Below are 16,765 nucleotides of genomic sequence, written 5' to 3'. Positions count from 1 at the left end.
CACGAGAGCCCGCTACTCCCAAAAATCCGCATGCCCCTGCGGATCGACCAGCCGGTTGATCCGCAAGGCCGCCGCCATGCCAAATCGCACCGTCATCTGCTTGCGCGTGGCCGCAGCGAGCTTGTGCTCGGGCGCCTCGCACTGCATGTGCGCGCCATAGGCATCAGCGATGATCAGGCCGGTGTCTTGCGGAAAGATCCCGCAAGGCAAATCCTGCGTGAAGGCGAAGAACAGCCGGTCGCAATGGGCGCGGTATTCGTGCCATTTCTGATCGGCGCGCAGATCCTCCACTGACGATTTGATCTCGACGATCCAGACCTCGCCGCGTTCGTTCAGCGCGACGAGATCGGCGCGCCGGCCCGACGGCAGCGGCAATTCGCTGATGCAGGTGAAGCCGAGCGAGCGCAGCAACCGTGCGGTACCGCGCGCGATCGCCAGCGCCGTCTCGGACTGACGGCGGTCCGGCGGCGGCACGAGGGCAATGCGGGCGGTGTGGTCCATGGAGAAGGATAGCCGATTCCACCTCCCATGTCGTTCCCGGCGAAAGGCGGAACCTGACCTCGTCTTAACACTTATCACGCAGCCGCCGCACCTCGGCGGAACATCGAGGCTGCGGCGCATGATCGACGATCTCTGGTACAAGAACGGCGTGTTCTATTGCCTGTCCGTCGGCACCTATATGGATGCCAACGGCGACGGCATCGGCGATTTCAAGGGACTGCTGCGTCGGCTCGATTATCTGCACGGGCTCGGCATCACCACGATCTGGCTGATGCCGTTCCAGACCTCGCCTGGCCGCGACGACGGCTACGACATCGCCGACTTTTACAGCGTCGACTCCCGTTACGGCACGCTGGGCGATTTCGTCGAATTCACCCATGGCTGCAAGCAGCGCGGCATCCGCATCATCATCGACCTCGTGGTCAACCACACCTCGGACCAGCATCACTGGTTCAAGGAAGCCCGGCGCGACAAGAATTCGCCCTATCGCGACTGGTACGTGTGGTCCGACAAGAAGCCCGCAAATGCCAACACGGGCATGGTGTTTCCCGGCGTGCAGAAATCGACATGGACGCGCGACAAGGAAGCCGGCGCGTATTACTTTCATCGCTTCTACGACTTCCAGCCCGATCTCAACACCTCGAACCCGCACGTGCAGGCCGAGATCCTCAAGATCATGGGCTTCTGGATCCAACTCGGCGTCTCAGGCTTCCGCATGGACGCGGTGCCCTTCGTGATCGCGACCAAGGGCGCAAAGGTGAGGAAGCCGGTCGAGCAATACGACATGCTGCGCGCATTCCGCGAGTTCCTGCAATGGCGCCAGGGCGACGCCATCATCCTCGCCGAAGCCAATGTGCTGCCGAAAACCGACATGGAATATTTCGGCCGCGATGGCGATCGTATGCACATGATGTTCAACTTCCACGTCAACCAGCATCTGTTCTATGCGCTGGCCTCCGGCGATTCCCGTTCGCTGGCGAAGGCGCTGAAGGCAACCAAGCCGCGGCCGGCCTCGGCGCAATGGGGCCTGTTCCTGCGCAATCACGACGAGCTCGATTTGGGGCGGCTGACCAAGGCGCAGCGCGACATCGTGTTCAAGCGCTTCGGTCCCGACAAGGACATGCAGCTCTACGACCGCGGCATTCGCCGCCGTCTCGCGCCGATGCTCGGCGGCGACCGCAGGCGGCTCGAGCTCGCCTACAGCCTGATGTGCACGCTGCCGGGGACGCCCGTGATCCGTTATGGCGACGAGATTGCGATGGGCGACGATCTTTCATTGCCGGAGCGCAATTGCGCGCGCACGCCGATGCAATGGTCGACCGAGCCCCAGGGCGGCTTCACCGAGAGCGAGAAGCCGGCATGCCCCGTCATCGACAAGGGCCCCTACGGCTACCCGCATGTCAACGTCGCGAAACAGCGACGAGATCCCAACTCGATGCTGAACTGGACCGAGCGCATCGTCCGCATGCGCAAGGAGGTGCCGGAGATCGGCTGGGGCGATTTCGCGATCATTGCGACGCGCGATCCCGCCGTGTTCATCATGCGCTATGACTGGCGCAACAATTCCGTGCTGTTCGTGCACAATCTCGACGAGAAGCCGCGCGAGATCGCATTTTCCGTGGCGCTTCCTGATGATGCCGGCGAACACCTGATCAATCTGCTTGCGGAAGACCACAGCCACGCCGACAAACGCGGCCAGCACCGCATCGTGCTGGAGCCGTATGGATATCGCTGGTACCGCGTCGGCGGGTTGGATTATCTGTTGAAGCGGAGCGATATCGACGACACGGCGCGGGGAATTAAACATCCGGGGTAGATGGGCGCCGCACAGTTAGGACGGTGCGATGATCACACCCTCATTGCCCCGCAGATCCAGCACGCCCTCCAGCTTCTCCCCCTCGCGATCCAGAAACGTCGACAGCAGAATCTCACTGTCAAACTTTAGCGCGCTGGTAGTCACGGCAATCGGCTCAGGGCCGAGATTGAGCACGACTATGACCGCCCTGCCCTCGGCTTCGCGGCGATAGACCAGCAGATCGCCTTGCGCCGCGATCGGATGATAGTCGCCAGCGATCAGCGGCGGAGATGCCTTCCGTAACGCGATCAGGCGCTTGTAGAGCGCGAGGATCGAACGCGAATCGGCTTCGAGATTGACGACGTTTTCGTGGATGTGATCCTCCGGCAACGGCAGCCACGGCCTGACGTCGGAGAAGCCGGCGAAACCGGATGAATCCCACTGCATCGGTGTGCGGCAGCCGTCGCGGCCGACACCGATACCGGGCACGTTCTTCTCGAAGGGGTCGCGCACATCCTCGGGGGCGATCGCGAGCTGATGCATGCCGATCTCGTCGCCGTAATAGAGCGTCGGTGTGCCGCGCAGGGTCAGCAGCAGCATGGCGGCGACGCGGGCCTGCACCTCGCCGATGCGGCTTGCGACGCGCGGGCGATCGTGATTGCCGAGCACCCAGTTCGGCCAGGCGCCCTTCGGCAGCGCCTTCTCGTAATCCCCGACGATCTTCTCGATCGAGCGCGCGCTCCAGAACGTCGAGAGCAGCGCGAAATTGAACGGCATCTGCGCGCCGGTGAGGTCGTTGCCGTAATAGGCCATCAGCCGGTGCAGCGGCAGATAGATCTCACCGATCAGCACGCGCGCATCATGCGCATCGGTGACACGCCGCATCTCTGCGATGACGTCGTGCACCTCCGGCTGGTCGGTGGAATATTGCGTGAGGATCCTTTCGTTCGGCGGCCGGCCTTCGACATAATGCGGGTTCTGCGGATTGTCGCGGAAATCGGCGTCCTTGATCAGGTGCCAGATCACGTCGACCCGAAAGCCGTCGACGCCCTTCTCGAGCCAGAACCGCATCACCTCGTAGATCGCCGCGCGGACGTCAGGATTGCGCCAGTTGAGGTCGGGCTGCTGGGCGAGGAAGGCGTGGTAATAGTATTGTCCCGTCGTCTCGTCGAACTGCCACGCACTGCCGCCGAACTCGGACAGCCAATTGTTCGGCATCCCGCCATCGCCTGCCGGGTCACGCCAGATGTACCAGTCGCGTTTGGGATTATCGCGCGAGGACCGGCTCTCGACGAACCAGGGATGCTGGTCCGAGGTGTGGTTCGGCACGAGGTCGAGGATCAGCTTGAGGCCGTTGTCATGCGCGGCCGCGAGTACCGCATCAAAGTCCTCCATCGTGCCGAACAGCGGCTCGATGCCGGTATAGTCGCAGATGTCGTAGCCGAAATCGGCCATCGGCGAGGGGAAGATCGGCGACAGCCAGATCGCGTCGACGCCGAGCGATTTCACATAAGGCAGCCGCCGGAGGATTCCGGCGAGATCGCCGACACCGTCGCCGTCGGAGTCCTGAAACGAGCGCGGGTAGATCTGATAGAAGATGCCGTCGCGCCACCAATTGCTGCCACCCTGAGCCATGCGGGAAACCACCTGAAATCTTGAGTCTCGCGCAGGAGAACGCGAGAGCAGCGCCCCGGTTCAAAACAGCAGGCGAATTGGGACCGCCGTGTGACGGCAGCTGCCCCTGTTCCCCGGCCAGGGCACGAATCTTTTGCTTGGCGGCATGGCAAAAATCGGCATTGTGAGCCCCATGAGCGAGCAACATGAGACACAAGCCAAGGCCGGCGCGATCATCGTTCCCGTGACGCTGTTCGAGCAGAATTGCACCATCATCTGGGACGAGCCTTCCAAGAAGGCCGTGGTGATCGATCCCGGCGGCGACGTGCCGAAGATCCTGGACGCCATCAAGCAGACCGGCGTCACCGTGGAGAAGATCTGGCTGACCCACGGCCATATCGACCATGTCGGCGGCGCGGCCGAATTGCGCGATGCGCTGAAGGTACCGATCGAGGGCCCGCATGTCGCGGACAAATTCCTGCTCGACAACGTGGTCGAGAGCGGCGCGCGCTTCGGCATGACCGGGGTGCGCAATTTCGAGCCGGACCGCTGGCTCGACGAGGGCGACAGCGTGGCGATCGGGGATCTCCAGTTCGACATCTATCATTGCCCCGGTCACTCGCCCGGCAGCGTGGTGTTCTTCAACAAGGACATGCGCTTCGCCCACGTCGGCGACGTCCTGTTCGCGGGCTCGGTCGGACGCACCGATTTGCCCGGCGGCAGTCACGCGACGTTGATCGGCTCGATCAAGACCAAGCTGCTGCCGCTGGGCGACGATGTCGGCTTCATCTGCGGCCACGGCGCCGGCTCGAGCATCGGCCAGGAGCGGATGACCAATCCGTTCATCACCGGCGAGATGTAAGGGCCTATTCTGCGGCGTCTGCCAGCGCTGCGAGCTCACTGAGGTTACGATCGCCCCAATCGCGGATCGCGGCGACCACCGGCACAAAACTCTTGCCCTTGCGGGTCAGGCGATACTCGACCTTCGGCGGCACCTCGCCAAAATCCTTGCGGTCGATCAGGCCGCTTTCGGTCAGCGCCTTCAACTCGCGGCTGAGCACGCGCGGCGTGATCTCGGCGCTGCCTTCCGTGCCGCGCAGCAATCCGCTCCTGATCTCGCCATAGCGGCGCGGGCCGTCCTTGAGGTCCCAGACGATGCGCAGCTTGTACTTGCCGCTGATCATTTTCTGAAAGGCCGCGACCGGACAGGCCCGCGCCGGGTTCGGCTTTGCACTTTCCTTGGCCATGTCGTCTCCTCCATCTTCGGGAAGACGATAGGAGCAGCGCCGAAAAAGTCCATACTATCAATTTTGTCCATACTTGCAGGATCGCTACCAGCGCGCAGATGATGACGCACAAGACGAACAGGGAGCGTCACATGAAGCACTTCATGATCCAGTACGAATTCAAGAACGGCACGACGGAGGCCTGGCACCAGGAGGTCGGCCGCTTCATCAAGGCGATCGACGGCGATCCGGAGTTGAAAGGACGGATCGGCTATCGTGTCCTCAAAAATCGCGACGACGGCAGCTATTTTCATCTCGCCAGCGTCGCGGATGATGCCGCGCAAAAAACGCTGCAATCGCGCGACTTCTTCAAGGCCTATCAGGAGATGACGCGCAAGGTCGCCGGCGGCGAGGTGACGGTGACGCCGATCGAATGGATCGGCGCGACCGCCTGAGTTATTTCATCAATCCCGCAGCCGTGAGCGCGCGCGTGATGATCTGGCCGAGATCGAGGCCGCGGACCTCCTCGCGCTTCGGCTCGGCCGGCTCTTCGGCGACCGCAGCGCGGATCGAACGGGCCAGATGCGGCGCGGATGTCAGCGGCGGCTTCGACGGGGCGGCGGGCTTCGCCTCCGCCGTCTTCGCGGCATCCGCAATCCAGCCGGTCAGGCCGAAGAATTTTGCGATGTGGTAGGATGAGGAGATGCCGGCCTCGATCAGGAACGCGCCTTCCACACCGTAGCGGTGATCGTTGTCGGCGATGCCGAGCGGCGTGCCGTGCGCCATCTCGGTGATAGCGTAGGACTCGACGAGCGTCTCGCCGTCCTTGTTCCACCAGGCCTGGCGCGGGTAACCGTCGACATTAGTCTCCGCCATCGGCAATTCAGGCAGATCGTGCAGGTCGAGCCATTGCTTGACGATCTCGTTGGCATTGCCGGGATTGACGGTGCGGTCGGCGCTGCCGTGCCAAACCGACATCTTCGGCCACGGACCGCGATGATTGGAGGCCCGCCGGACCAGATCGCCGAGCTCGCGCGCGGGCCGCGCCGGGGAATGAAACATGCCGTCCAGCGCCTCGCGCAGGTTCGTCGCGATGCCGTAGGGAAGTCCCGCGATGACCGCACCGGCCGCGAAAACTTCCGGATAGGTCGCGAGCATCACCGACGTCATGCCGCCGCCGGCGGACAGGCCCGTGATGAAGATGCGTCGGGGATCGAGGCGATGCGTTTCGGTCATGTGCGCGATCATCTCGCGAACCGAACGCGCCTCGCCGCTATCGCGCGCGGTATCCTCCGGACTGAACCAGTTGAAGCAGGTGTTGCCGTTGTTGGCGCGCTGCTGCTCGGGCATCAGCAGTGCAAAGCCGTAGTGCTCGGCGAGCGTCGACCAGCCGGCACCGAGGTCGTAGCTTGCCGCCGTCTGGCCGCAGCCGTGCAGCACGACGACGAGCGCGCGCGGCTTCTGCAACTGCGCCGGCACGAACGAGAACATGCGCAGATTGCCGGGATTGTCGCCGAAGCTCGTCACCTCTTGCAACGGACTGGACGTATCGGCGCTCCGGCCGAACTCGGCGAAGCGCAATCCGTCCAGCTTTGGCAGACGTCTCAAGAGATCGATATTTCTGGTTAACGACACGGCAGCTCCTGACAGGCGACGTTCAACGTCCACCCAAACCAAATAGTTGCTGCAGTGCAAAATAAAAAGACCGTGTGCTGTCGATGACCTCCTAAATCGCGGGAGAACCTGCGGAAATCCGCTCGTATTAACCGCAATGCCTCAACTTCGTGCAGAGACGCGGCGCATCCACGCCAGGAATGCGGCACAGATCATGATTAACGTCACCAACAGCGCGAGCGAGACGAGAAATCCTGCGCGCGCTGATTGCAGCGCTTCGACGGCGAAGAACACCGCACCGATTGCGGCCACTCCGGCCGCATTTCCGATCTGCGCCGTCGTGCCGTACACGCCAGACGCCGAGCCTGCCGCAACCGGTTTGACTGTCGAAAGCACCGCGCCCGAGAGCGGCGCCATCACCAATCCCTGGCCGTAGCCGAAGATGATCATGGTGAGCGCGAGCAGGAGCGCCGACGGCGTGTCGTCATAAAGCACGACAAGCGCAAGCGCGACGAGGCCCGCGATCTGAAGCGCGCATCCCTCGATCAAGGCTTTGGTGTAGCGATGCCGCGCGCGTGCGCTGCTGTGGCGCGAGGCCACGACGAAAGCGAGCGCGAGCGGAATGAAGGCCGTGCCGGCCGCGAGTGGGGGGATTTTCAGTCCCCGCTGCATGAACAGCGTCATGACCAGGTAGAACGAGAGATTTGCAAAGAAGAAAAAGAACGCCGCGCCGAGGCCGCGCAGGAAGGCGGCGTCCGCCAGCAAGGTCAGATCAATCAGCGGCATGCCACCGGCGCGTGCCACGGCATGCTCCAGTTTCGGGAAGGCGAGGAGAATCACGGCGCCGATCGCCATCACCGCCCACAACCACGGCGCCCAGCCGACATCGTGGCCGAACAGCAGCGGTCCGATCAGGCACAGCAATCCAGCGAACAGAACGATACTGCCCGTGATATCGAGCCGCGTGCCGGCGCGACGCGGCACCGAGGGCATGATGCGCCACGCCGCAGCCGCGATGACGAGACCGCAGGGCACATTGACGAAGAACACCGAGCGCCAGCCGGTGCCGGCGAGATCGATCGTGACCAGGAGCCCGCCGAGCAGGAAGCCGGCGGCGCCCGCGAGCCCGAGCACGATGCCGTAGATGGCGAAGGCGCGGTTGCGCTGTTCATCCGCGAACAGGAGATGCAGCGTCGCCAGCACCTGCGGCACCATTAGCGCGGCGGTCGCACCCTGCGCCAGCCGGGCGATGATCAGCTCAGCGCCTGACAGCGCGAGGCCGCACCACAGCGACGTCAGGGTGAAGCCGAGCAGGCCGGCCAGAAAGACGTTTTTGGTGCCGTGGATGTCGCCGAGCCGGCCGCCGGTGACGACCAGCGTGGCATAAGCGATCAGGTAAATCGCGACGACGGATTCGATCTGCGCCGGCGTTGCGTGCAGATCGACAGCTATCGTGGGGATGGCAACGTTCACGATGAAGGCATCGACGCCGAACATGAACTGAGCGGCCACGACGATCGCCAGCGCCCACCAGCGGCGTGACGAATCGATCTGCTTTGTGACGGTTTGATGCATCGACGCGCGAGCCCTTCGGATTTCAGCGCGTCGATGCTCCCAGATCGGCGTCATCCGCGCGATTACCTCCGAGGTAGGAATCGCGAGGTCTCACTTCTTCCCCGGAGAGAGGAGAAGGGGCAGCTCCATCGCATGCCTGCATTCCGTCGCGCGGGACATCGCACGATTGCCTTCGCTGTCTCCAGCACGTAGCTTCGCGCCACAAACAAACAAAAAATCAAAGCCGGAGAGAACGCCATGGCGCGCCTGAAGTTCGGAGCCTTCCTTGCCCCGCATCACCCGATCGGTGAGCATCCGATGCTCCAGTTCCGGCGCGATCTCGACCTGGTCGAGCAGTTGGACAGCCTCGGCTATGACGAGTTCTGGTGCGGCGAGCATCACTCTTCCGGCTGGGAAATGATCGCCTCGCCCGAGATGTTTTTGGCCGCGGCCGGCGAGCGCACCAAGCGGATCAAGCTCGGCACCGGCGTGGTGTCGCTGCCCTATCACCATCCCTACAACGTCGCGCAGCGCATGGTGCAGCTCGACCACATGACCGGCGGCCGCGCCATTTTCGGCTCCGGGCCCGGCGCGCTCGCCTCCGACGCACATACGCTCGGCATCGATCCGATGACGCAGCGCGACCGTCAGGACGAGGCGATAGGGGTGATCCGCCGCCTCTTCAACGGCGAGCGTGTCACCGCCAAGAGCGACTGGTTCACCATGAACGACGCCGCGCTGCAGCTCCTGCCGCTGCAGGAGGAGATGCCGTTCGTGGTGGCCTCGCAGATCTCGCCTTCCGGCATGACGCTCGCCGGCAAATACGGCATCGGCATCATCTCGCTGGGTTCGATGACGACGCAGGGTTTGATGTCGCTGCAGCAGCAATGGCAGTTCGCCGAGGATGCCGCCCAGAAGCACGGCACCACAGTCGATCGCGCGAACTGGCGCGTGTTGCTGACCTGGCACGTCGCCGAGACGCGCGAGCAGGCTCGCCGCGAGGCCGGCCCCGGCCTGATGCGCTGGCACAATGAATATAACGTCGGCACGCTGCAGCGGCCGGGCCTGACCGCGTTCGCCTCACCCGACGAGGCCGTGGACAAGACCGCCTTCGTCGAGGGCGCTGCCTCCGTCATCGGCACGCCCGACGATCTCGTCAAGATGATCAAGAATGTGATGCAGGTGTCCGGCGGTGTCGGCGCCGTCATCGGCTTCGTGCACGACTGGGCCAATCCGGAGAACACGCGCCGGAGCTGGGACCTTGTCGCGCGCTACGTGGTGCCGGAGATCAACGGCTATATCGACGGCTTGCGTAAGTCGCAAAAATTCGTGATCGAGAACCGCGCGATCTTCGAACGAGCGGGACAGGCCGTGATGGCCAAGATCATGCAGAATGAGAAGGCCGCCGAAGCGTTGAAGGTGACCGGCGCCGGCCGCGTTGCGATTCCGGCCGTCAACGCGCCGGATTTGCAGAAGGAAGCGGCAAAGCGGTAAGCGCAGAGTCATCCTAGCCGGATTGTGCTATGCTGGCCGGGTCTAGCCAACCGGAGCAATCGTCATGTCGATGCAGAATGTGGCCGCCCCTGCGCTCGGCTTCACTCCGCCCAAGCGCAACGAGCTGACACACATCCCCGGCGACGAAGGCTGGCCGATCATCGGCAAGACCTTTCAGGTGCTCGCCGACCCCAAGGGGCATATTGAGGCGAACGGCGCCAAATACGGCCCGGTCTATCGCACACATTTTTTCGGCGAGACCAATGTCGTGCTGCTTGGCCCCGAGGCCAACGAACTCGTGCTGTTCGACCAGCAAAAGCTGTTCTCGTCCACCCACGGCTGGAACAAGGTGCTTGGCCTGCTATTTCCGCGCGGCCTGATGCTGTTGGATTTCGACGAGCACCGGCTGCACCGCAAGGCGCTGTCGGTCGCGTTCAAGTCCGGGCCGATGAAGTCGTATCTGAGCGATCTCGACCGCGGCATCGCCGCGCGCGTCGCGCAGTGGAAGGCCAAGCCCGGCGAGATGCAGCTTTATCCGGCGATGAAGCAGCTCACGCTCGATCTCGCCGCGGCGTCCTTTCTCGGCGCCGATATCGGGCCGGAGGTCGACGAGGTCAACCGCGCCTTCGTCGACATGGTCGCCGCCGCCGTCGCTCCGATCCGCCGGCCACTGCCCGGCACGCAGATGGCGGCCGGCGTCAGGGGCCGCAAGCGCATCGTCGGCTATTTCCGCGAGCAGATTCCGCTGCGACGCGGCAACCACGGCGGCGATGATCTGTTCTCGCAGCTCTGCCGCGCAACCCACGAGGACGGCGCGCTGCTCTCGGAACAGGACATCATCGACCACATGAGCTTCCTGATGATGGCGGCGCACGACACGCTGACATCGTCGCTGACGTCGTTCGTCGGCGAGCTCGCGGCAAACCCCGACTGGCAGGACAAACTGCGCGCGGAAATTATGGCGCTGGGGCTCGCCCCCGATGCGCCAAGCAGCTTCGACGATCTCGAAAAGATGCCGCTGTCGGAGATGGCCTTCAAGGAAGCGCTGCGGATCAAGCCGCCGGTGCCCTCGATGCCGCGCCGCGCGATGCGCGATTTCACCTTCAAGGGCTTTACGATTCCGGCCGGTACAGCGATCGGCGTTAACCCGCTTTACACCCACCACATGAAGGACATCTGGCCGGAGCCGGATCGCTTCGATCCTTCTCGCTTCACCGAGGAGGCGCAACGCAACCGTCACCGCTTCGCCTGGGTGCCGTTCGGGGGCGGCGCGCATATGTGTCTCGGCCTGCACTTCGCCTACATGCAGGCGAAATGCTTCGCGCGGCACTTCTTGCAGAACATCGAGGTGTCGCTGGAGCCAGGCTACAAGCCGGACTGGCAGATATGGCCGATCCCGAAGCCGCGGGATGGGTTGCGGGTAAGGGTGAAGGCGGTTTAGTGCTCGCCTCTCGTGTCCCGGACGCGCGAAGCGCGAGCCGGGACCCAGAATCTTGAGGCACATTCAGCTCTGAGAGATGGGCCCCGGCTCTGCGGTGCGGCACTTCGCGCCGCACCGCGTCCGGGGCACGAGAGCGCCTACGCCCCCTGATCGAACGCCTTGCGCAGGGCCACGTAGCCCTGCTGCTGCTGAGTCCAGTTGCGGCCGCCGGTCATCGCGCCGTCAATGACGAGGTCATGTCCGTTGATGAAGCTGGATTCGTCGCTGGCCAGGAACACCGCGGCATGGGCGATGTCATCAGGAAGGCCGGCGCGCGGGATCGGCTGCGCGGTCTTGTAGACTTCGCGCATTACCGCCGGCGTCTTCTCCGCCGCATCGGTCGAAAGCCCGAGCGCCTTGCCGAAAATGCCGGTCGCGATGGCGCCGGGCGAGATTGAGTTGACGCGCACGTTGGACTCGCCGAGTTCCATCGCCACGCATTTGGTGAGATGGATCACCGCCGCTTTGGCCGCACCATAGACCATCGAGGACGAGAAACCGGCGAGACGGCCAGCGATGCTGCCGTTGTTGATGATGCTGCCAAAACCCTGCTTCTTCATCTGGGGCGCGGCGTGCTTCATGCCGAGCATGACGCTGCGCACCAAGGTCGCCATCGCCGCGTCGAAGCGCTCGACCTCGAGGGCTTCGACGCCACCGGTCTGCGCCGGGCCGCCAGCATTGTTGAACAGGCAGTCGATGCGGCCGAATTTGTCCACCGCGAGCCCGATCAGCGCCTGCATCTGCGCTTCGACCGTCACATCCGTCTGGCGGAAGACGCAAGCCGCCCCGAGCTGCTTCGCCAGCGCCTCGCCTTCCGGTATACGCCGGCCCGCGATCACAATTTTGGCACCTTCGGCAACGAAGACTTCCGCAGTCCGCAACCCGATCCCGCTCGTCGCGCCCGTGATCACCGCGACCTTGCCATCCAGCCTGCCCATGGAATGTCCCTGTTTTCGAACCTCTTGAAGCCAAATGGCGGACACCGATCGATCCCGGCGCCGCGACACTCGGCGCCGCAGCAGGCACTATTCCTGCCGGCTTCCGACAAGGCAAGCTTTGCTTGCGCCGGCGGCATGCGTAACATTCCCGGCTACCGCTCGATTGTCGCACGCATATCGCAACCGGACTGCGCATGGGGAAGCTGATCGACGAATTCCGCAAGGGCTGGCGGGGCGCGGCACCGCCGTCGCTCGGCTTGAGCCTTGCGTTTGCGGTCACCTGCCTGCTGGTTGCGACCCTGGCGCGCTGGGCTCTCGCCCATATGCGGCCCGACGTCTATTTCACGCCGTATTTCCCGGCCGTGTTCTTTGCGGCCGCGTTCGGCGGCTTCCGCATCGGCGTCATCACGGCGCTGGTCGGCGGCGTGCTCGGCGTGGTCGTGAATTTCGGCGATGCCTTGGCCGATCCCTCGCGATTTGCCCTGCTGGCGCTCTATTGGGCGGTCTGCGCGCTGACCATCTGGGGCGTCGAGCACTATCGCTCGCTCCTCGTCGAGCAGCGTCGGATTTCCAGACGCCTGATCGAGGAAGAAGACTACCGCAAGCTGCTGGTCGACGAGCTCCAGCACCGGCTGAAGAACAAGCTGTCGACGGTGCATGCCGTGCTGCATCAGGTGCTGCATGATCAGCCGCAAATCTGGGCCCGGATTGATCCGCGGCTGCGGTCGCTTGCCGCGACCGATGATTTGATCTCGCGGATCGACAAGGCCGGCTGCGACATTCGCGACCTCCTGATCTCCGAGCTCGGCCCTTACGGCCATGTCCGCTTCTCCCTCAACGGCGACCGGCTGTTCCTGCCGCCGAAGCTCGCGGTCACCCTGTCATTGATGTTTCACGAGCTCGCCACCAACGCAGGCAAATATGGCGCGTTCTCCGCGCCGCGCGGATTGCTGCAGGTGTCATGGACAGTCAGCGACGACCGTCTGACCGTCACCTGGGATGAAACGGAGGGCCCGAGCGTGGACAAGGTCTCCGAGCCCGGTTTCGGCACCAAGCTGTTGAAGTCGGCACTGTCGGCCTTCGACGGCAAGTCCGAGGTCTTCTATCTCAGGACCGGACTTCATTGCACCATGCAATGCCGCATCCCCAAAAGCGGTTAGACACAGCGCAAACGAAAGCCGATCGCGCGCGGTTTCGCTGGGCGCGTTGACCCGCTGTTAATGACGATGGGCTGCGCGCGTCGCATCGCCGCAAAACACCCCCGTATTTCTCCGGACCCCTTAACCAAACTTAAGAGGGAACTGCGCAAGATCGCGCCATTGCAAATGCGCGCTGAAACAACAAGATTCATGACTTCTATGAACGACAACAAATATTCCGGCGCGAGTGAAGCCGAACTCGGATTCCTCAAGGAAATCGTTAGAATGCTGCCTGCCGGCCTGACCGTGCAGGACGCGCAAGGCGAATTTCTCCTGGTCAACGATGTCGCGGCCGCCCAGCTCGGCATGGACGGCAGCCGTCCCTCACCCAATCTCACGCCGCGCCGGGAAGCTTGCCAGCGGGCCCTGAGCTCCGGCCAGCTGGTCGTCGCCGAGGAAGCGCTCCACGACGGAGCCACACGCCAGGTGCTGCTGACCACCCATCGTCCGATCCGCCTCGACGGACGCGAACTGCTGATCTCGGCCTCCTCCGACATCACCGAGCAGAAGAATTTCGAGGACCAGCTGTTCCGCTCGGCGTATTTCGACGAGCTGACCGGCCTGCCTTCGCGGCGCGTGATCGAACATCGCGCCACCAGCCTGCTCGCGCAGGGTCGCGCCGGCGAGCGCTTTGCGCTCGCCTTTCTCGACGTCGACAATTTCAAGCACATCAACGATTATTACGGCCACGCCGTCGGCGATGCCCTGCTGGCCGAGCTGTCGAAGCGGCTCGGGCGCGACTTGCGCGATTCGGACATGCTGTCGCGCATCTCCGGCGACGAATTCCTGCTGCTGCTGTCGCCGATCCAGAGCCAGGAGGAAGTCGCCGAATTCATGCAGTCGACGCTGGAGCGGCTGACGGCGCCGTTCTTCATCGACAATTCGGAAGTCTTCGCCTCCACCTCCGTCGGCATCAGCCTCTATCCCGATCACGGAAGCAGCTTCGAGACGCTGCGTCAGAACGCCGACATCGCGATGTACCGCATCAAGAATGACGGCAAGGGATCGGCGGCCTTCTTCGACTCCAGCATGGAGCGCGAGGCGCTGGCGCGGATGAAGATCGAGCAGTCGCTGCGGCAGGCCATCCTGGAGAAGCGCTTCTGCTGCGCCTTCCAGTCCAAGGTCGACATCCGCACGCAGGACGTGAAGGGCATCGAGGCCCTGGTGCGGCTGCGCGACGACGAAGGTGTGATCCAGGCACCCGGCTCGTTCATCAATCTTGCCGGCGAACTCGGGCTGATCGACGAGCTGACCCATCTCGTGCTCGCCGAAATCGTCAAATCGATCGACCTGATCAACGAGACGTTTGGCGCGGAAGCGACCATCAGCATCAACGTCGCGGCCAAGCAGGCCGGCAACCCCGAATTCATGCGCAGCTTTGCGCAGGCGCTCGACGACACCGGCTTTCCGCAGCGTTTCATGATCGAGGTGACGGAAGACGCCTTCGTCGCCAAGAATCATTTCCAGGCCGAAATCCTGCCGATGTTCCGCAAGCTCGGTGTCGGCATCTCGATCGACGATTTCGGCACCGGCTATTCCTCGCTCTCTGCGCTCGCCGACATCACCGCCGACGAGATCAAGATCGACCGTTCTTTCATCACCGACATTCACAAGCGCCCGCGCAACCAGGGCATCCTGCGTGCGATCGAATCCTTGAGCGAAGCGCTCGGGATGACCGTGATCGCCGAAGGCATCGAATCCTACGAGGAGCTCGCCTATCTCCAGGCTGCAACCAAGATCCGCTACGCGCAGGGCTATTATTTCGCCCGGCCGATCTTCCTGGAGGAGCTGAAGCTCGCAACGCCCGTCTCCAGCGAGGCCCGGGCGAACGTCGCAAGCCGGCCGACGCAGCAGAACCGCCAAGGCTATTCGCGCGCGAGCGGCTATCGGCGGTAACCGCTCCGCCGTCCACACCCTTGCTTTGCAAAGCATGCTCAGCCCGATCCGAGGTGACATCAGCGCACCGGAAGGTCCGGCGCTGCCGATTTCTTCGGCAGAGGCAAGCCGCCACGCACGCATCAACACAGTGTCACACGCGCTCCCGCGCAAGGCGGCCGTAAGGTGTAATTGCAATATTCGCACTGTTGTGCAAATCGCTATGGCCGAGAAACGTTAAATCAGGAGGGACCATCGTGCGTCGTTCACTCATCATAACAACAGCCATTCTCGCCTTCGCCGCGAGCACCTGCGCACAGGCCGACGATCTCAAGATCGCGCTGATCTACGGCAAGACCGGCCCGCTCGAAGCCTACGCCAAGCAGACCGAGACCGGCCTGCAGATGGGCTTTGAATACGCCACCAAGGGCACCATGACGCTCGACGGCCGCAAGATCGTCGTCATCACCAAGGACGACCAGGGCAAGCCCGATCTCTCCAAGGCGGCGCTCGCGGAAGCTTATCAGGACGACAAGGTGGACATCGCGATCGGCACGACCTCGTCGGCCGCGGCACTCGCGATCCTGCCTGTCGCCGAGGAGAACAAGAAGATCCTGATCGTCGAGCCCGCGGTCGCGGATCAGATTACCGGCGAGAAGTGGAATCGCTACATCTTCCGCACCGCGCGTAACTCGTCGCAGGACGCGATCTCCAACGCGGTCGCGATCGGCAAGCAGGGCGTCACCGTGGCGACGCTGGCGCAGGACTACGCGTTCGGCCGCGACGGCGTCGCCGCCTTCAAGGAGGCGCTCGCCAGGACCGGCGCGACGCTGGCCGCCGAAGAATATGCCCCGACCTCGACCACCGACTTCACCGCGGTTGGCCAGCGCCTGTTCGACGCGCTGAAGGACAAGCCGGGCCGCAAGGTGATCTGGGTGATCTGGGCCGGCGCCGGCAATCCTCTGGCAAAGCTCCAGGACATGGACCCGAAGCGCTACGGCATCGAACTGTCCACCGGCGGCAACATCCTGCCGGCGCTCGCGGCCTACAAGGGCCTGCCCGGCATGGAAGGCGCCACGTATTATTTCTATGAGATTCCGAAGAACCCGGTGAACGACTGGTTCGTCGCCGAGCACCAGAAGCGTTTCAACTCGCCGCCGGACTTCTTCACCGCGGGTGGCTTCGCCGCCGCGATGTCCGTCGTCGCCGCCGTGACCAAGGCGAAGTCGACCGACACCGAGAAGCTGATCACGGCCATGGAAGGGCTGGAGTTCGACACGCCGAAGGGCAAGATGATGTTCCGCAAGGAAGACCATCAAGCGCTCCAGAGCATGTATCACTTCAAGGTCAAGGTCGATCCGAACGTCGCCTGGGCCGTGCTCGAGCCGGTGCGCGAGCTGAAGATCGAGGACATGGACGTTCCGGTCCGCAACAAGCGCTGAGCTGTCTTGCTTCACCTCTCCCGCTTGCGGGAG

Annotated in this window: 14 protein-coding genes; 8 read left to right on the top strand and 6 right to left on the bottom strand. The window is 63.5% G+C overall.

Annotated elements, in window-relative coordinates:
* Window positions 1-12: 12 nt before the first annotated feature.
* Complete coding sequence (locus IVB27_RS05775; protein ID WP_247442067.1) at window positions 13-501, bottom strand: MmcB family DNA repair protein; 489 nt, start codon at window positions 499-501, stop codon at window positions 13-15.
* Window positions 502-619: 118 nt separating this feature from the next.
* Between IVB27_RS05775 and IVB27_RS05770 the strand changes: the two genes are divergently transcribed.
* Complete coding sequence (locus tag IVB27_RS05770; RefSeq protein ID WP_247442065.1) at window positions 620-2,317, top strand: alpha-amylase family protein; 1,698 nt, start codon at window positions 620-622, stop codon at window positions 2,315-2,317.
* A gap of 15 nt (window positions 2,318-2,332) precedes the next feature.
* Here IVB27_RS05770 and IVB27_RS05765 read toward each other — a convergent pair whose 3' ends face one another.
* Complete coding sequence (locus IVB27_RS05765; protein WP_247442063.1) at window positions 2,333-3,931, bottom strand: alpha-amylase family glycosyl hydrolase; 1,599 nt, start codon at window positions 3,929-3,931, stop codon at window positions 2,333-2,335.
* A gap of 172 nt (window positions 3,932-4,103) precedes the next feature.
* Here IVB27_RS05765 and IVB27_RS05760 point away from each other — a divergent pair, with 172 nt between their 5' ends.
* Window positions 4,104-4,772 carry an MBL fold metallo-hydrolase gene (locus IVB27_RS05760; protein WP_247442061.1) on the top strand — a complete coding sequence of 223 codons (669 nt, stop codon included), beginning with the start codon at window positions 4,104-4,106 and terminating at the stop codon, window positions 4,770-4,772.
* A gap of 4 nt (window positions 4,773-4,776) precedes the next feature.
* Here the strand turns inward: IVB27_RS05760 and IVB27_RS05755 are convergent, their stop codons facing one another.
* Window positions 4,777-5,157, bottom strand: coding sequence for a winged helix-turn-helix transcriptional regulator (locus tag IVB27_RS05755; RefSeq protein ID WP_247442059.1), 381 nt, complete (start codon window positions 5,155-5,157; stop codon window positions 4,777-4,779).
* Between the two features lie 131 nt (window positions 5,158-5,288).
* Between IVB27_RS05755 and IVB27_RS05750 the strand changes: the two genes are divergently transcribed.
* On the top strand, window positions 5,289-5,591 hold the full coding sequence (locus tag IVB27_RS05750; protein WP_247442057.1) for a hypothetical protein: 303 nt from the start codon (window positions 5,289-5,291) through the stop codon (window positions 5,589-5,591).
* Window position 5,592: 1 nt separating this feature from the next.
* Here IVB27_RS05750 and IVB27_RS05745 read toward each other — a convergent pair whose 3' ends face one another.
* Both IVB27_RS05745 and IVB27_RS05740 read right to left on the bottom strand, forming a co-directional pair.
* Window positions 5,593-6,771 carry an extracellular catalytic domain type 1 short-chain-length polyhydroxyalkanoate depolymerase gene (locus IVB27_RS05745; RefSeq protein ID WP_247442056.1) on the bottom strand — a complete coding sequence of 393 codons (1,179 nt, stop codon included), beginning with the start codon at window positions 6,769-6,771 and terminating at the stop codon, window positions 5,593-5,595.
* A gap of 141 nt (window positions 6,772-6,912) precedes the next feature.
* Window positions 6,913-8,325 carry an MFS transporter gene (locus IVB27_RS05740; protein ID WP_247442054.1) on the bottom strand — a complete coding sequence of 471 codons (1,413 nt, stop codon included), beginning with the start codon at window positions 8,323-8,325 and terminating at the stop codon, window positions 6,913-6,915.
* Window positions 8,326-8,562: 237 nt separating this feature from the next.
* Between IVB27_RS05740 and IVB27_RS05735 the strand changes: the two genes are divergently transcribed.
* Both IVB27_RS05735 and IVB27_RS05730 read left to right on the top strand, forming a co-directional pair.
* On the top strand, window positions 8,563-9,798 hold the full coding sequence (locus tag IVB27_RS05735; RefSeq protein WP_247351623.1) for an LLM class flavin-dependent oxidoreductase: 1,236 nt from the start codon (window positions 8,563-8,565) through the stop codon (window positions 9,796-9,798).
* Between the two features lie 64 nt (window positions 9,799-9,862).
* Entirely contained in the window at window positions 9,863-11,239 is a 1,377-nt protein-coding gene (locus IVB27_RS05730; protein ID WP_247442053.1) for a cytochrome P450, read from the top strand.
* A gap of 137 nt (window positions 11,240-11,376) precedes the next feature.
* On the opposite strand, the gene IVB27_RS05725 is transcribed toward IVB27_RS05730, so the two are convergent.
* Window positions 11,377-12,216 carry an SDR family NAD(P)-dependent oxidoreductase gene (locus IVB27_RS05725; RefSeq protein ID WP_247351619.1) on the bottom strand — a complete coding sequence of 280 codons (840 nt, stop codon included), beginning with the start codon at window positions 12,214-12,216 and terminating at the stop codon, window positions 11,377-11,379.
* A gap of 194 nt (window positions 12,217-12,410) precedes the next feature.
* Here IVB27_RS05725 and IVB27_RS05720 point away from each other — a divergent pair, with 194 nt between their 5' ends.
* The 3 genes from IVB27_RS05720 to IVB27_RS05710 all read left to right on the top strand — a co-directional run bounded on the left by IVB27_RS05720 (window position 12,411) and on the right by IVB27_RS05710 (window position 16,732).
* Window positions 12,411-13,376, top strand: a complete 966-nt coding sequence (locus IVB27_RS05720; protein ID WP_247442051.1) for a sensor histidine kinase — start codon at window positions 12,411-12,413, stop codon at window positions 13,374-13,376.
* A gap of 198 nt (window positions 13,377-13,574) precedes the next feature.
* Entirely contained in the window at window positions 13,575-15,311 is a 1,737-nt protein-coding gene (locus IVB27_RS05715; protein ID WP_247442050.1) for a putative bifunctional diguanylate cyclase/phosphodiesterase, read from the top strand.
* Window positions 15,312-15,547: 236 nt separating this feature from the next.
* Window positions 15,548-16,732: a substrate-binding domain-containing protein gene (locus IVB27_RS05710; RefSeq protein WP_247351613.1), complete on the top strand. Its 1,185-nt coding sequence runs from the start codon at window positions 15,548-15,550 to the stop codon at window positions 16,730-16,732.
* The last annotated feature ends 33 nt before the right edge of the window (window positions 16,733-16,765 follow it).

Origin of the sequence: Bradyrhizobium sp. 197 (genome assembly GCF_023073375.1) — a bacterium.
In the GTDB taxonomy this organism is placed as follows: Bacteria; Pseudomonadota; Alphaproteobacteria; order Rhizobiales; family Xanthobacteraceae; genus Bradyrhizobium.
Note: the sequence above shows the minus strand (reverse complement) of the source record. Positions and strands in the feature narration are given on the sequence as shown.

Coding starts and splice junctions, on each gene's coding strand:
- IVB27_RS05755 (WP_247442059.1), bottom strand. CDS start 5,157: ATGGCCAAGGAAAGTGCAAAGCCGAACCCGGCGCGGGCCTGTCCGGTC.
- IVB27_RS05730 (WP_247442053.1), top strand. CDS start 9,863: ATGTCGATGCAGAATGTGGCCGCCCCTGCGCTCGGCTTCACTCCGCCC.
- IVB27_RS05775 (WP_247442067.1), bottom strand. CDS start 501: ATGGACCACACCGCCCGCATTGCCCTCGTGCCGCCGCCGGACCGCCGT.
- IVB27_RS05735 (WP_247351623.1), top strand. CDS start 8,563: ATGGCGCGCCTGAAGTTCGGAGCCTTCCTTGCCCCGCATCACCCGATC.
- IVB27_RS05760 (WP_247442061.1), top strand. CDS start 4,104: ATGAGCGAGCAACATGAGACACAAGCCAAGGCCGGCGCGATCATCGTT.
- IVB27_RS05765 (WP_247442063.1), bottom strand. CDS start 3,931: ATGGCTCAGGGTGGCAGCAATTGGTGGCGCGACGGCATCTTCTATCAG.
- IVB27_RS05740 (WP_247442054.1), bottom strand. CDS start 8,325: ATGCATCAAACCGTCACAAAGCAGATCGATTCGTCACGCCGCTGGTGG.
- IVB27_RS05715 (WP_247442050.1), top strand. CDS start 13,575: ATGAACGACAACAAATATTCCGGCGCGAGTGAAGCCGAACTCGGATTC.
- IVB27_RS05750 (WP_247442057.1), top strand. CDS start 5,289: ATGAAGCACTTCATGATCCAGTACGAATTCAAGAACGGCACGACGGAG.
- IVB27_RS05770 (WP_247442065.1), top strand. CDS start 620: ATGATCGACGATCTCTGGTACAAGAACGGCGTGTTCTATTGCCTGTCC.
- IVB27_RS05725 (WP_247351619.1), bottom strand. CDS start 12,216: ATGGGCAGGCTGGATGGCAAGGTCGCGGTGATCACGGGCGCGACGAGC.
- IVB27_RS05720 (WP_247442051.1), top strand. CDS start 12,411: ATGGGGAAGCTGATCGACGAATTCCGCAAGGGCTGGCGGGGCGCGGCA.